The organism is Fructobacillus sp. ChS1-6f1-1-27 (genome assembly GCF_059579415.1).
On the sequence record NZ_JCAOER010000007.1, the window covers coordinates 42,698 to 56,527 of the forward strand.

General features: G+C 44.9%; 14 protein-coding genes. 2 read left to right on the forward strand and 12 right to left on the reverse strand.

From position 1 onward, the window contains the following. Positions 1-91: 91 nt before the first annotated feature. Positions 92-2,002: a ribosomal protection-like ABC-F family protein gene (gene abc-f / locus AC5162_RS04605; RefSeq protein ID WP_496534081.1), complete on the reverse strand. Its 1,911-nt coding sequence runs from the start codon at positions 2,000-2,002 to the stop codon at positions 92-94. Positions 2,003-2,087: 85 nt separating this feature from the next. On the opposite strand from abc-f, the gene AC5162_RS04610 reads away from it, so the two are divergent. Further along, positions 2,088-2,960, forward strand: coding sequence for an N-acetylmuramoyl-L-alanine amidase family protein (locus tag AC5162_RS04610; RefSeq protein ID WP_496534082.1), 873 nt, complete (start codon positions 2,088-2,090; stop codon positions 2,958-2,960). A gap of 204 nt (positions 2,961-3,164) precedes the next feature. Here the strand turns inward: AC5162_RS04610 and AC5162_RS04615 are convergent, their stop codons facing one another. The 3 genes from AC5162_RS04615 to xerC form a co-directional block, all read right to left on the reverse strand. Further along, entirely contained in the window at positions 3,165-4,058 is an 894-nt protein-coding gene (locus tag AC5162_RS04615) for a hypothetical protein (protein WP_496534083.1), read from the reverse strand. Positions 4,059-4,126: 68 nt separating this feature from the next. Next, positions 4,127-5,002 (reverse strand): aldose 1-epimerase family protein, encoded by an 876-nt coding sequence (locus tag AC5162_RS04620; protein WP_496534084.1) that lies wholly within the window; start codon positions 5,000-5,002, stop codon positions 4,127-4,129. Positions 5,003-5,038: 36 nt separating this feature from the next. Continuing rightward, entirely contained in the window at positions 5,039-5,992 is a 954-nt protein-coding gene (gene xerC / locus AC5162_RS04625; protein ID WP_496534085.1) for a tyrosine recombinase XerC, read from the reverse strand. 126 nt (positions 5,993-6,118) lie between these two features. Here xerC and AC5162_RS04630 point away from each other — a divergent pair, with 126 nt between their 5' ends. Further along, entirely contained in the window at positions 6,119-6,376 is a 258-nt protein-coding gene (locus AC5162_RS04630; RefSeq protein ID WP_496534086.1) for a hypothetical protein, read from the forward strand. An 81-nt stretch (positions 6,377-6,457) separates the two neighbouring features. Here AC5162_RS04630 and AC5162_RS04635 read toward each other — a convergent pair whose 3' ends face one another. The 8 genes from AC5162_RS04635 to prmA form a co-directional block, all read right to left on the reverse strand. Then, entirely contained in the window at positions 6,458-7,801 is a 1,344-nt protein-coding gene (locus AC5162_RS04635) for a PFL family protein (RefSeq protein ID WP_496534087.1), read from the reverse strand. Positions 7,802-7,827: 26 nt separating this feature from the next. Beyond that, on the reverse strand, positions 7,828-8,097 hold the full coding sequence (locus tag AC5162_RS04640; protein WP_496534088.1) for an ACT domain-containing protein: 270 nt from the start codon (positions 8,095-8,097) through the stop codon (positions 7,828-7,830). Between the two features lie 34 nt (positions 8,098-8,131). After that, a complete protein-coding gene (locus AC5162_RS04645) occupies positions 8,132-8,575 on the reverse strand; it encodes a nucleoside 2-deoxyribosyltransferase (RefSeq protein ID WP_496534089.1) in 444 nt (147 codons plus the stop codon). Positions 8,576-8,702: 127 nt separating this feature from the next. Continuing rightward, a complete protein-coding gene (locus AC5162_RS04650; protein WP_496534090.1) occupies positions 8,703-9,863 on the reverse strand; it encodes a hydroxymethylglutaryl-CoA synthase in 1,161 nt (386 codons plus the stop codon). Positions 9,864-9,918: 55 nt separating this feature from the next. After that, positions 9,919-11,544 carry an ABC-F family ATP-binding cassette domain-containing protein gene (locus tag AC5162_RS04655; RefSeq protein ID WP_496534091.1) on the reverse strand — a complete coding sequence of 542 codons (1,626 nt, stop codon included), beginning with the start codon at positions 11,542-11,544 and terminating at the stop codon, positions 9,919-9,921. Between the two features lie 94 nt (positions 11,545-11,638). Next, positions 11,639-12,034: a hypothetical protein gene (locus AC5162_RS04660; protein ID WP_496534092.1), complete on the reverse strand. Its 396-nt coding sequence runs from the start codon at positions 12,032-12,034 to the stop codon at positions 11,639-11,641. 84 nt (positions 12,035-12,118) lie between these two features. Next, a complete protein-coding gene (locus tag AC5162_RS04665; protein WP_496534093.1) occupies positions 12,119-12,868 on the reverse strand; it encodes an RsmE family RNA methyltransferase in 750 nt (249 codons plus the stop codon). A 9-nt stretch (positions 12,869-12,877) separates the two neighbouring features. Further along, the gene (prmA, locus tag AC5162_RS04670) at positions 12,878-13,780 is read right to left on the reverse strand and encodes a 50S ribosomal protein L11 methyltransferase (protein WP_496534094.1); all 903 of its coding nucleotides are present in this window, start codon (positions 13,778-13,780) and stop codon (positions 12,878-12,880) included. Positions 13,781-13,830: the final 50 nt, after the last annotated feature.

Genomic DNA, 13,830 nt, shown 5'->3' on the forward strand with positions numbered 1-13,830 from the left:
AGCGACCAATTTGGTCACTTTTCGTTATTAATTCGATTAATTAAACATCCAAGGTCTTACCCTTGACTAATCAAATTCAAAAGGACAGGGTTTAGCCCTGTCCTTCCACAATCTCACTAAGTTCTTCCCAGTGGTTCATTTTTGCTTCAAGGTCTTGGTTGGCCTGGTCCAGGTTTGCTTGAATCTCAGCCGCCTTTTGGTAGTCAGCCCCTGTCTGACTTAAAGCTGCTTCTAATTGGCCGACTCGTTCTTCCAAGGCACTGATGTCATCTTCAATCGTGTCCCATTCTTGCCGTTCTTTATAAGTGAGCTTACGCTTTTTAGACTTTTCATCCTTGGTATCAGCCTTCGAATCACTCGTTTTTGGCTTTTTGTCAGTTTTAGCCTCGCTATTACCTTCAGCTAGGATGTGATCATCCAAGTAAGCAGAAAAAGCACCATTATAGCGGTCAACTTCGCCATTACCAGCCAAGTAGTAGCCATAATCAGCCACCTGGTCCAGGAAGTACCGGTCGTGCGAAACCGTTACGACCGTTCCAGCAAAACGGGCCAAGAAGTCTTCTAAGACGGTTAAAGTCCCGATATCTAAGTCGTTGGTTGGCTCATCTAAGAGCAAAACGTTTGGTTCTTGCAATAAAATTTTCAGCAAGTACAACCGCCGCTTTTCACCACCCGAAAGCTTACGGACCAAAGTACCGTGCATAAATGATGGGAATAAGAACTGCTCTAACAAGTCCTTCGCCGTAATCAAGTCTCCGTTTTGGTCCTTCACCGAGCTGGCAACATCTGTCAAATACTCAATAACTCGCTTGTCGGACGGAATATCTTCTGTTACTTGCGTGTAGTAACCCAAGCGAACAGTCTCACCGACTGTCAGCACACCATCAGTCAATGGGACTTTACCAGCTAAGACGTTCAAAAGAGATGATTTTCCAACCCCATTTGGCCCCGTAATGCCAATCCGGTCACGCTGGCCAAACAACAATGATAGGTTCTTAAAAATGACCTGGTCCCCAAAAGATAGGGTCGCATCCTTCAGTTCGATCACTTTCTTACCCAAACGTTGCTGTCCTAATGAGACCTCGACATCTTGGTCCACTTGAACATTACCAAGCGAGTCTTCCAATTTAGCAAAAGCCTTTTCCCGACCCTTTTGCTTAGTCGTTCTTGCCCGGGCGGACTTATTCATCCAAACTTTTTCTTTTTCATAAAGCTTTTCGCGCTTGTGTTCCGCTGCTGCTTCGATTTCCTGCCGGGTTGCTTTACCGGTCAGATAGTCTTGATAGTTTCCTTGGTACTCGTAGAGTTTACCAAAAGATAATTCAAAGATGCGGTTGGTTACCCGGTCTAAGAAATACCGGTCGTGGGTCACTGTCAGTAAGGCCCCCTGGAACTTAGCCAAGTATTTTTCCAGCCAGGCAATTGAATCAAAGTCCAAGTGGTTGGTCGGTTCGTCTAAAATTAACAAATCTGGCTCTTGAATTAAAACCTGGGCTAAACCAACCCGCTTTTTCTGTCCACCTGACAAATCAGCTACATTTTGTTTTAAATTCGTTAAATGTAACTGCGTTAAAATAGTCTTAATTTGAGCCTCAATAGTCCAAGCATCGTCACGGTCCATTGCCGCTTGAGCTTTTTCGAACCGGTCAGCTGCCTTTTGGCTTTCTGGTTCTGTAGCTAAAAAATCTAAGGCATCCTGGTAGGCACGGATAGTTTGAAAGACAGGCTGGTCACCAGCATAAATTGCATCTAAAACTTGTAAGTGCCCAGCTAAGTCCGGTTCTTGTTCCAAAAAGCCAATCCGGTAATCATTTTGGGTCGTAATTTGTCCGTGGTCAGCAGGTTGCTTGCCGGATAGTGCATTTAACAAGGTTGTCTTTCCAGACCCGTTAACACCAACCAAACCAACCCGGTCACCTTGACTAATTAGAAATGCTAAGTCATCAAAAAGAACTTTTTCACCATAAACTGATGTTAGGTTTTCTACTCGAAATTGTTTCATACAGTTCATTATACTGAAAAAGAACGAAATTTTCTCATCTAATCGTGCTAAAATAAACAGAAGTATAAGAAATTAGGCCCTTTACATGTTCACTTGGATTAATTGGATAAAAACAAACAAAATTGGGGCAATCATGTTGGCAGTCTTCACCTTCGCCACCTTTGTCCTAATCTCGTCACTGGCCCAGCAAAACCAGCTGACAACCCGTCCAAATAACGTCGCTCTTCGGACCGGCCCTGGACTTAGTTACAAAAAAATTACCACCCTTTCCTCCGGTACTAAACTAACCGTTGTTAAAAAGAATAATGGTTGGTGGGAAGTTAAACGTGGCAATAATCAGCGCCTTGGCTGGGTCGCCTCCTGGGTTGCTAACAATACTCACTTAAAGACTGCTACCGAACTATCAGAAGCCACAATTGTTTTGGACCCCGGTCACGGGGGTTCTGATACTGGGGCGATTTCAACTGATAACAAGCATTACGAAAAGACTTATACGTTAAGAACTGCCAAAATCACGCAAAAACTGCTTGAAAAAGCCGGTACCCGGGTTTTGATGACCCGGACAACTGATAAGGTCATCCCACTGCTGTACATTCCTCGTACGGCTGAAAAGTACGATGCCGATGCCCAGATTTCTTTCCACTTTGATTCATCCGAATCGGATAACTCTGCTTCTGGTATTTCACAGTACTACTACAACGATAACTCACTTAACCTGGTTAAAGCGATGAATTCTTCCTTTAACAACATGCCACTGACAAACCGGGGCTACCAGTCGATGGCCTACCTAGTGATTAAGGACGTCACTCGACCAGCAATCTTGCTTGAAAATGGGTTTATCAATGATGACAAGGACTTCTCTTATATCCGAAGCACTAGTTACCAGAAAAAAATTGCTAAAAACATCAAGACTGGGTTAATTAACTACCTAAAAGTTGAATACCCCAATAACAATTAACACTTAGTTCTAAAAAGGCCCAGGTTCGCGGTAATACCGTTGACCTGGGCTCTTTTATTTGCAAATAAAAACAGCACCCTAACGGGTGCTGGGTAGGTAGATAGATACTACCTCAGTTGGTTGCCTTTATTATAGCATGGTCTTTGTCGGCAGACAAGGTTGGCAACGTCTCTGCCAACCTACCACCACACAAATAACTTCTTGTTAGGCCCAGCCTAATTCACTAATCGTCGAGCTAATCAAAGGCGTCTGCCAATTTTCACCCAAAGCCAGGGTAACCAAGGCAGAGTGGAAAACCAACCAAGCTTCCACCTGATCTTTCATCAAGGCCTCCGTCATCGTTAGGATAAAGGCTGGTCCATCCTGACGGTCGGCCAAGCCATGGAAGACAAGTTCCATGTCAGCCAAGTCAACCTCAGCCAAAAGTGAACTAGCAATTTCCAAGTTAACCACTGCCGGACTTTGCTCACTGGCCTTTTCAAAGACTGCTTGAAGGGCTTCTTCTGATAAGTCAGTTGCCGTCTTAGTCACAATAACTGGTACATCGACTTCCGCAGCCGCTTCCGTCACCTTTTCCTGTAAGTTTTCATCCAAGCCGTCGTTCAGATAAACCCCTGCAAAGCGGCCACCAGATACTTTTAAAGCAGTCGTTAAAAAGAAGGCCTGGTCAGCGGGGGCCAATTCTCCTTGGCCACCAAATTCCTGGCCTGTATAAGCCAACAGCACCAGTCGGTCTCCCGCTGTTTGCAAGGCATTATCAACCAATTCTTGGACAACTTGTTCATGGATCGCTGGCCAATTCCCTAAGAATTCCTGGTAGGCCTGGTCTAACTCTGCCTTCATTTCAGCCTTTTTGATTGACGAGAGGTCCCGCTCATCAACAGCCTGAGCTCCACCATCTTTGACTTGTGACCAAATAACTTCTTTCGAAAATTCATCCACAATCGCATCAGCCTGCCAAACCACGGCATCCGGGTTCTTTTGGTCCAACATATTCTTGAAGGGGGTAAACTTATCATTTGGTCCAAGAGCCATTGGGACAGCTAAGGCTGCTTGAGCAATCGCTTTTTTCTGTTCAAAAATCTCAGTAATTTTCATTATTTATCCTATCAATACTGCGAAAGCCAGCTGAAACCAGCTGGCTTTTCAAGTTCTTATTTACCTGTTTAAAAGAAGTTCATCGCATAAGAGCCACGGAAAGTATCACCGGCAGCCAAAACGTTGACACCAAACTTTTCCTTAAAGTTACCACTGGAATCAACTGTATCGGCAATTCCCCACCAGGGTTCAACCGCAATAAAAGGTGCGTCTTTTCCAGCGGGTGTCCAAATACCGACAAACTGGGCATTTTCAACGATCATTTCCATGCCGTGCTGGTTGGCCAACCTTGCCAGCAAGAAACTCGTCTTTTGCCGGTCCAACTTCAGGATAATCGCATCATCATGGTAGTCTTCTTGGCGCAAACGGAGTGGAATATTGGAGTTAAACGGAATTGGTACGTTCGGGTTGGAGTAAGGACCAACCAAACGAATCCGGTCATAAACCTTTTCTGGGGTCACAGACAAGTAGTAGTCCGAGAATTTCCCACCATCAAGCGGCAGGTTAAAGGCCGGGTGGCCTCCAACTGAGAAGAATAATGATTCTTGTTCAGCCGGATTTTTCACGATGTAATCAACCTTTAATTCAGTCCCAACCACCGTAAAGACCACGTCAAAGGAAAAAGCAAACGGATAAATCCGTCGTGTTGACTCCGAATCTTCCAATCGTAGCCGAACAGCATCGTCTTGCTGACTGATGACAGTAAAGTCCATATTCCGGGCAAAACCGTGCTGGTTCATATAATAAGTCTGACCGGCTAATTGGTATTGGTCCCCTTGCAACCGACCAACGATGGGGAAAAGGTTAGGCGCATGACGGCCCCAATACATGGGATCACCGTACCAAATGTACTCTAGTTCCGCTTCCTTATTCCAAGCAGAAATCAGTTCCGCACCGTGTTCACTGATTTCAACCTTTAACTTGTCATTTTCCAGGATTATCATACTTTTATTTTACTATCCTTTAAGATTAAAGACAATTTAATTCTGCTTTGGCCACTCTTTTTCATCAACCTCTGACCGTTTGGCCCGGGGAAAGTAGTTTTGATAAGAGGACTGCAGGACTGCCTTGGAAACATGGGTGTAAATCTGGGTCGTCGATAAATTGGCATGCCCTAGCAGTTCTTGGACAGTCCGCATATCGGCGCCACGGTTTAACAAGGTAGTAGCAAAGGTATGACGAAGCATGTGCGGGTGGATTTTACCGGTTAGAGTCGTCTTATCCATCAACTGGTTCAAGATGTACGTGATGCCAGCAGAAGTCAGTGGTCCACCCTTGGCATTCAAGAAAACAATTTGACGGTTTCTGTCCCCCTTTTTCTTAGCCGCCAAATCAGGCCGACACTCTTTCAAGTACTCAGCCACTGCCTTTTTTGCATAAGAACCAAAGGGTACAAACCGGTCCTTGTTCCCCTTTCCATGGATTAAAACCAGCCGCTGGTCTAAGTCAACTTGCCCGATTGTTAAGTTAGCTAATTCTGAAACTCGGATTCCTGTGGCAAATAAAAATTCCAACAAAGCTGAATCCCGTTGCCAAAGCGGGTGGTCATCTTGGTCATAAGCCACTTTAAAGAGTTCTTGAATTTCATTATCATAGAAAAATTCAGGCAAGTGGGCCTGGTGTTTCCGTAGGGCAACACCCTCAAAGGGGTTATCGACTGCCTCTTCTTCACTAATCAAATAGGAATAAAAGTTCTTCAAACTCGAAACCTTACGGGCAATTGTTGTTCGCGCCAAAACCTGGTCATATAAACTAGCCAAGTAGACCCGGACATCCAAGCTCTTAACGGCGGTAAAACCAGCAAATCCGCCAGTCTCTTCCAAGTACTTGCGAAAGGCCTCAATATCTTTTCGATAGGCCATAATCGTTTGCTCAGAGTAACCCCGCTCCGCTTTTAAATATTCTTGGTATTGTTTTTGTTCACGCGTCTCCATGTTTTAATTATAACTTTATAATGGTTAAGAAGAACTTAAGATTGTTATGATTTGGCTAATGAGCCCCCATTTGACAGCCTTTCGCTGTATAGTAGTCCTAATAAGAAAAGTATATGGAGGCTTTTTATGAATTTACCAGTAACTTCAACATCTGATTACTTGCGTCATGTTATGTCATTGAAGCGGGTCAAGTTTGATGCCTTCTTCCTACAATTCCGTGACAACGTCTTAAACAACCGTGACCAACGTGAAGCTTGGAAGACCGGTCAAACCTTTCAACCAACCCACCACCAAGCAAAAGATTTGCTAAACAAACGTGTTTCCACCAACAATGACCGCTATTCTTATGGCAGTCGAGCTGCTAAACACCATATTGAATTTTAAAAGCCGGTACGGCTTTTTTTATTTGCCTGACAAATTCAAACTAAAAGAGGATTGCTTAAAGCAGTCCTCTTTTTTAGTACTCTAGTTTTTAAATGAGTGGATTGGTGCTGGCACATGGCCCCCACGGTTGATAAAGTCAGCAGATGACTTATCAACGACTGGCATCACTGGTGCAGTTCCAAGCAAACCACCATAATCAATCATATCGCCGACCTTAGCCCCGTTGGTTGGCAAGATTCGGACAGCAGTGGTCTTGTTGTTTTGGATTCCAATAGCGGCTTCATCCGCAATCATCGCTGAAATCGTCGTAGCTTCTGTATCACCAGGAATAGCGATCATATCAAGCCCAACGGAACAAACAGACGTCATCGCCTCTAATTTGGCCAATGAGAGCGTTCCAGCCTTGACGGCATCAATCATCCCCGCATCTTCAGAAACGGGAATAAAGGCCCCTGACAAGCCTCCAACACCTTGTGAGGCCATCACGCCACCTTTTTTAACGGCATCGTTTAAGAGCATCAAAGCAGCAGTTGTACCGTGGGTTCCAACTTGTTCCAAACCAATTTCTTCCAAGACTTCAGCAACTGAGTCACCACGGGCGGGTGTTGGTGCCAGTGACAAGTCAACGATACCAAATGGTACGTCCAACCGTTCAGCCGCAATTGAGCCAACCAATTGGCCAACCCGGGTAATCTTAAAGGCGGTCTTTTTAATCGTTTCGGCAACCGTCGTAATTGATTCACCCTTCACTTGTTCCAAGGCTCGCTTAACCACCCCAGGTCCAGAAACACCAACGTTAATCACAACGTCTGGCTCTGAAACCCCGTGAAAGGCTCCTGCCATGAAGGGGTTATCTTCAACAGCGTTAGCAAAGACAACCATCTTAGAGTTAGCAGTATCTGACTTATCGGTAATTGCCTTAATGGTTTCACCCATCAACTTCACAGCATCCAGATTAATTCCGGCTTTTGAAGAACCAATGTTCACTGATGACATCACCACATCGGTCTCGGTCAAAGCATTTGGCAAAGACTTAATCAAAGCCAAGTCGCCATGAGAAAAGCCCTTTTGCACTAAGGCAGAGTATCCACCAATGAAGTCAACGCCAACTTCTTTGGCAGCGTCATCCAGCGCATGGGCCAAAACCAAAATTTCCTTTTCGTCGGCTGAACCGGCAATCAAGGAAATTGGGGTAACGGAAATCCGCTTATTGGTAATGGGAACCCCGTGTTCTCGTTCAATTTGTTCAGCAACCTTAACCAAGTCCTTGGCATAAGTGGTGATCTTTTGGTAAACGTTTTTAGCGGTTTCTTCAACGGTTCCGCCAACTGTATCTAGCAGTGAAATTCCCATCGTAATGGTCCGGATATCAAAGTTATCCTCTTGGACCATCTTAATCGTTTCTTGAATCTGTGTTGTATCCATAATGAACTATCTCTAATTATTCCAAATTAAACTCGGGCCATCGTATCAAAAATTTCTTCACGTTGGACATGAACAGTCACACCCATTGAAGCGCCTTCTTCTTTCAAGGCCGCGTGCACTTCGTTAAAGGCATCGGCCTCATCAATGGCCACTAACATTGACATCGTAAAGGTCTTGGACATGATGGTTTGTGACATATCCAAAATGTTGACACCATGCTTCGACAAAGTCGTGGCGATTCCGGCCACAATGCCAGTTTGGTCTTGGCCAACAACAGTTACAACAGCTTTAATCATTTTGCTTCTCCTCTTTTACGAACACTAACTAAGGTCAGACGACGTCGCCAGTATAAGGCAACTTAGCCAACTTTTCTAAGTCGTAATCAGCTAAGTCCTCAATCTTTTCCAAATAAGCAGTCAATGACCGAGCAATCATCAGATTCAAGGTCACATCGTCTTCTTTAATCACAACGACTGGAATCCCCTTAGCGTGGGCATAGCCAATTTCCCAAGCAGTCCCAGAATCAGTATCAGCATCATCAAAATCAGCCAAAGCAACCATTACATCGCAAGCATCAATTGCATCAACGTCCGACCCATAAGCAGCCTTTTGCCATGGCTCTGAAAACAATTCAAATTCTTTGTGTTGGTGCTTGCGTGGTGAAAAGACATCCCCAACCTGCTCATGGTCATCTAAGACCTTTTCCAGGCGTTCTGCCTTTTTGATTTGCCGGTCTGAAAAAAATGGCCCGGCCAAATAAATCCGCTTTGACATCGGTATTCTCCTTTATTTATCTCTTTTTTCTAGTTTACCAAAGGTCTATGACAAAAATGGGACATTCTCGGCCACAATTGCCTTTAAAATCTGAACAATTGAAACCTTTTACTAACAATGTTTGCCTTTAACTAAAACGGTACTCGCGGTGACCATCTTGCCAACCAACAAACTGGCACAAGTCTGTTCCTGATGGTGCATTCGTTTTGGTATTTTTGCTTGAGTCAAAGAGCTGGGACTGGAAAATTTCTTCATATTCCGTCACTGAAACCCAGTGCCGGTCTGAAAGCATTTGGTCAACGGCACCACTAATGTGCTGGTCAAAACCTGGCACTAATTGAACAGAGTACAGTTCGGCTTCTGCCCCTGACCCGTATGAGAAGACGCCCAACTCCTGTCCGGCTTTCACTCCACCCTTTGCTAGCAAAGACAGCAAAGATAGGTAAACCGAACCGGTATAAAGGTTGCCAACGTAACGACTATAGTACTGAGAAGCCATCAGGGCTTCTTTCAAATGGTTTTGTTGGGCTGAACTAGCCTGGTCCATGATTTGGTCCAAGGCCTTCTTACCCATCTTCGTATATGGCAAATGAAAGGCAAAACCGGCCAAGTCATCCAAGGCCAAACCGGTTTTAGCAGTAAACTTCCCCCACAAATCCAAGAACATTTCCTTGTAGATGTCTGTTGAGAGATGACCATCGACTAAGGCCGTGGTTGAATCAACTGGCCGCCAGAAGTCTTTCACGTCTTGGCTCATGTAAACCGAATTGTCCTTGATTTCAGCAATTCTTGGATTAGCACTGACAACCATTGCAATCGCACCAGCCCCTTGGGTAACTTCCCCAGGCGTACTTAACCCATACCGGGCAATATCGGCCGCAATCACCAAGGCTTCCTTGTCTGGATGCAAGGTAACGTAGTCCTTGGCCTGCATCAAACCATAGGTACCAGCATAGCAAGCTTGCTTCATTTCAATCGTCCGGCTATAAGGCGAAAGTCCTAAGAGCTTTTGAGCAAAGACCGCTGACGACTTGGAGTTGTCAATCCCAGATTCAGTGGCAAAGACAACCATATCGATTTGGTCCTTGTCTTTTGGGGTCAGAATTTGCTTCGCCGCATTGACCCCCATCGTCACCACATCCTCATAATTTGGAATAACGGTTTGCACACTTTGGCCAATCCCAATCGTATACTTATCAGGTTCATCACCACGGGCCTTGGCCAATTCCACCAAATCTAAGGCAAATTCTGGCGTGTAAAAGGCGATTTGATCAATACCAACTGCCATGTTTTCTTCCCTTCTCATAGCTAAAAAGGCGCCTAAGCGCCCAATCTGCTTGTTCTTATTCGTAAAGTGCTTTTACCTTTTGTTGGATGCTTTCCGAGTTAATAAATTCATCATAAGTCGTATCCAACCGGTCAACTACACCATTAGCTGACACTTCCACAATATGGTTAGCTGTCGTTTCCAAGAACTCGTGGTCATGAGAAGTCATGATAACAGAACCCTTAAAGTCCGCAACCGCATCGTTTAGTGACTGAATTGATTCCAAATCCAGGTGGTTGGTTGGGTCATCCAAAATTAAGACGTTGGCCTTTAGCAACATTAACTTGGCCAAGACGATTCGGACTTTTTCGCCCCCGGACAATACTTTAATTTGCTTCAAGGCATCATCGCCCTTAAAGAGCATCTGGCCCAACATCCCACGTAGTGAGGTATTGTCCTTTTGCTCCTCTTCTGCAAAGTCACGCAACCAGTCCAAGATAACCATTTCCTGGTCATCAAAGTTATCATTCAAATCCTTAGCTAAGTATGACTGTGAGGTCGTAACCCCCCAAGTAACGGAACCAGCATCTGGTTCCATTGTACCGGCCATAATTTGCATCAAAGTAGTCGTTGCCAGATCAGACTTGGACAAGATTGCCAGCTTGTCGCCTGGACGGCCAACAAAGGAAATGTTATCCAAAATCTTTTCGCCATCAATCGTCTTTGAAATCCCCTCGACCTTCACCAGGTCATTCCCCATTTCACGGTTGATTGGGAAAGAAATATAAGGGTACTTACGTGATGACGGCTTAATATCGTCCAAAGTGATCTTATCTAACTGCTTCTTTCGGGCAGTCGCCTGCTTAGACTTCGAAGCGTTGGCAGAAAAGCGGGCAACGAATTCTTGCAGTTGCTTAATCTGTTCTTCCTTCTTAGCATTTTGCTGAGAAGCCAACCGCTGAGCCAACTCGGCTGATTCACGCCAGAAGTCATAGTTCCCAACAAAGGGCGTAATTTTACCGTAGTCGACATCCAAAATGTTGGTTGAAACTACGTTCAAGAAGTGTCGGTCGTGAGAAACCACAATCACAAGGTTTTCAAAGTCGGCCAAGAAGTCTTCCAACCAAGCAATTGTTTGCACGTCCAACCCGTTGGTCGGCTCATCCAAGACCAAGATATCAGGGTTACCAAACAAAGCTTGGGCCAACAAGACCTTCACCTTGTCATTTTCGGTTAATTCACCCATCAAAGTTTGTTGCATCGAGTCATCAATGCCAAGCTTGGTCAACAACTGAGCCGCTTCGGCTTCGGCATTCCAACCATCTAATTCTTCAAATTCCGCTGACAAATCACCAACGCGAACACCGTCTTCATCTGAAAAGTCAGGCTTAGCGTAAATGGCATCCATCTCAGTTTTGACTTCATACAAGCGCTTATGACCTTGGATAACTGTATCCATCACCGTTGATTCGTCAAAGGCAAAGTGGTCCTGCTGCAAAGAAGACATCCGGGCATTTTGAGGGATTGAAATTACCCCTTCAGTTGGTTCTAATTCACCCTGGAGTAACTTCAAAAAAGTTGACTTGCCGGCCCCGTTGGCACCGATAATACCGTACGTATGGCCAGGAACGAGCTTTAGGTTAACATCCTGGTAAAGCTTCTTACCAGAAAAAGAAAATGACATTTCTGAAACTGTAATCAAGAATTTGTCCTCCAATTATAGTTGAAAAAAATAAATTTATCTTTATCCATTTTAACAAAAAAACGTCCCAAAAAGGACGTTTTAACACAATAATTTAAATATCTTGGTACCCGCCATCAACTAGTGTGACGTTTTCGTCAGGATCTGACCGAGTGTCAGCCCAGAAAGTAAACAGCGTCAAGACAAAGTACAAGGCAGCCAAATAATAGCCGTAACCATCATCAGCCCAATCCCCATACCAAGTCGTTACCACAGCAAACAAAGCTGCTTGGGCAAAAATCCAGTAAAAACGTAGACCCTTTTTCCGGATTTGGTAGCCAAAGTACAAGGCAAAACCGCCATTCAAGACAAAGTAAACCCAAAAAATCTGGCTAATATCAGACCAGTGGAGCTTATCGGCTGCAAATGGCACAATAATCGCCACAACGACCATTACTAACAAGTTATAAAACCAAGCTGATTGGTGTAATTTGTTCAGCAAGTTACGCATCTAAAAACCTCATTAATCCTAAATCAATAGTTAAATTATAGGCTGTTTTGCCCCATTCGGCAAGTATTTTGCCAATTCAAGGATTTATTTTACCATATTTTGCAGTTCAACCAAGGTTGAAATTGCCGAAAGTGTATAAAGCGGTGCCGTTTCCGCCCGCAAAATCCGCGGTCCAAGACCGGCTGGTGCAAAATTGGCCGCAGTCAATTGTTGGACTTCTTCTTCAGACAAGCCCCCTTCAGGGCCAAAGACAACAACGAGGTGGTCATTTACTTGACTATTTTGGACCGCTTGCACTAGCGTAGCACTCTCACCTTGCTTTGCAGATTCTTCCCAAGCGACCAAGCCCTGGTTCTTTTCAAGGGTCAAAAGCTCATCCCAATTTTTCAATTCAATTGTTGGGACTTGCAAGCGGTGAGACTGTTCAGCTGCATTGAGCGCAATCTTTTTTAACCGAGCCAACCGCTTTTCTTGCTGCTTACCCCAAAAAACAACCGTCCGTTCCATCTCCGTCAAAATAATCCGATGAGCGCCTAGTTCTGTCGCCTTTTGGACAAACCAGTCTGTCCGGTCGTTTTTCACTGGCGAAACGACTAACGTCACTTGGATAGGTAACTCAACTTGCTGGTCGAGGTCTTCTAACACATCGATTACCGCTTGGTTTTCATCTAGGACTGCTACTTGCCCCAAAACCAAGTGTTGGTTCTGGTCGACAAATTCCGCCTTGGTTCCAACTTTAGCTCGAAGCACCCGAACTAAGTGGTGGTAAGTCTCGCTTGGTTGGTTTAAAACAATCTGCCCATCAATTGTATCAGTTAAAAAATAACGGTGCATAGTTACTCCTTATGCCTCTAACTCACCCTTTTTAGCGACAAAAGCATGCCAGGTGCCCTGTTTCATTTCTTGGATAATCAAAAAGCCCTGGTCCAATAATGCTTGTTCGATTGAACCTTTCACGTCGTCATAAATGCCTGAGACCAAGAAAATCCCACCGGTTGCTAGCCGAGGATAAACCTCGGGAATTAAAGGCGTAATCACATCGGCTAAAATGTTGGCCATCACTAAGTCTAAGTCGTGCCATTCAGCTGGTACATCTTTCATCAAATCAGAAGCAACCACTAAAACATCTTTAGCAACCGGGTTAAGTGCCAGGTTTTCTTTGGCCGTTGTCACCGCGTCTTGGTCAATATCAGTGGCTAACAAGTCACCAACACCCAAGTGTTTAGCGGCCACCGCTAAAACACCCGACCCAGTCCCAACATCGATTGCTTTTTCACCACCACGGACAACCATTTCAAGCGCTTGGAGCATTAAAGCGGTTGTGGAATGTGTTCCAGTTCCAAAAGATTGGTCAGGGTCCATCACAATTAACTTCTCTTGGTCCTGGACTTTTTGATAGTCCTCCCAAGCGGGGACAACTGTAAAGTGGTTGGTAACCCGGGCCGCGTGGTAATAGTTTTTCCACTCATTTTCCCACAGACTAGAATCTAACCGGGTCGATTCCACTGGTTCTGGGTCAATCGTCAGCCCCCGAGCGCTTAAGTCGACTAGTCCCTGCGTAAATCCCTGGACTAGGTCGTCGAAGTTTGGAACACTAATATCTTGGTAAACCGTTACCGATACTAAGCCCTTGGCATCAGCATCTCCCAGTTCAGCCCCATCAGCCCCAGCTGCAACCAAAGTGGCCACGGCAATGTCTTGAAGTTCAGCTGGCACCTGCCAGACAATTTTTTGATAAGTGATCATCTTGATTCCTTCTTCTAAATAAAAACCAGGAACAAGTCTGTTCCTGGTTA

Coding starts and splice junctions, on each gene's coding strand:
- AC5162_RS04645 (WP_496534089.1), bottom strand. CDS start 8,575: ATGTCAAAGCGGATTTATTTGGCCGGGCCATTTTTTTCAGACCGGCAA.
- abc-f (WP_496534081.1), bottom strand. CDS start 2,002: ATGAAACAATTTCGAGTAGAAAACCTAACATCAGTTTATGGTGAAAAA.
- AC5162_RS04610 (WP_496534082.1), top strand. CDS start 2,088: ATGTTCACTTGGATTAATTGGATAAAAACAAACAAAATTGGGGCAATC.
- AC5162_RS04635 (WP_496534087.1), bottom strand. CDS start 7,801: ATGGATACAACACAGATTCAAGAAACGATTAAGATGGTCCAAGAGGAT.
- AC5162_RS04665 (WP_496534093.1), bottom strand. CDS start 12,868: ATGCACCGTTATTTTTTAACTGATACAATTGATGGGCAGATTGTTTTA.
- AC5162_RS04660 (WP_496534092.1), bottom strand. CDS start 12,034: ATGCGTAACTTGCTGAACAAATTACACCAATCAGCTTGGTTTTATAAC.
- AC5162_RS04640 (WP_496534088.1), bottom strand. CDS start 8,097: ATGATTAAAGCTGTTGTAACTGTTGTTGGCCAAGACCAAACTGGCATT.
- prmA (WP_496534094.1), bottom strand. CDS start 13,780: ATGATCACTTATCAAAAAATTGTCTGGCAGGTGCCAGCTGAACTTCAA.
- AC5162_RS04620 (WP_496534084.1), bottom strand. CDS start 5,002: ATGATAATCCTGGAAAATGACAAGTTAAAGGTTGAAATCAGTGAACAC.
- AC5162_RS04650 (WP_496534090.1), bottom strand. CDS start 9,863: ATGGCAGTTGGTATTGATCAAATCGCCTTTTACACGCCAGAATTTGCC.
- AC5162_RS04630 (WP_496534086.1), top strand. CDS start 6,119: ATGAATTTACCAGTAACTTCAACATCTGATTACTTGCGTCATGTTATG.
- xerC (WP_496534085.1), bottom strand. CDS start 5,992: ATGGAGACGCGTGAACAAAAACAATACCAAGAATATTTAAAAGCGGAG.
- AC5162_RS04615 (WP_496534083.1), bottom strand. CDS start 4,058: ATGAAAATTACTGAGATTTTTGAACAGAAAAAAGCGATTGCTCAAGCA.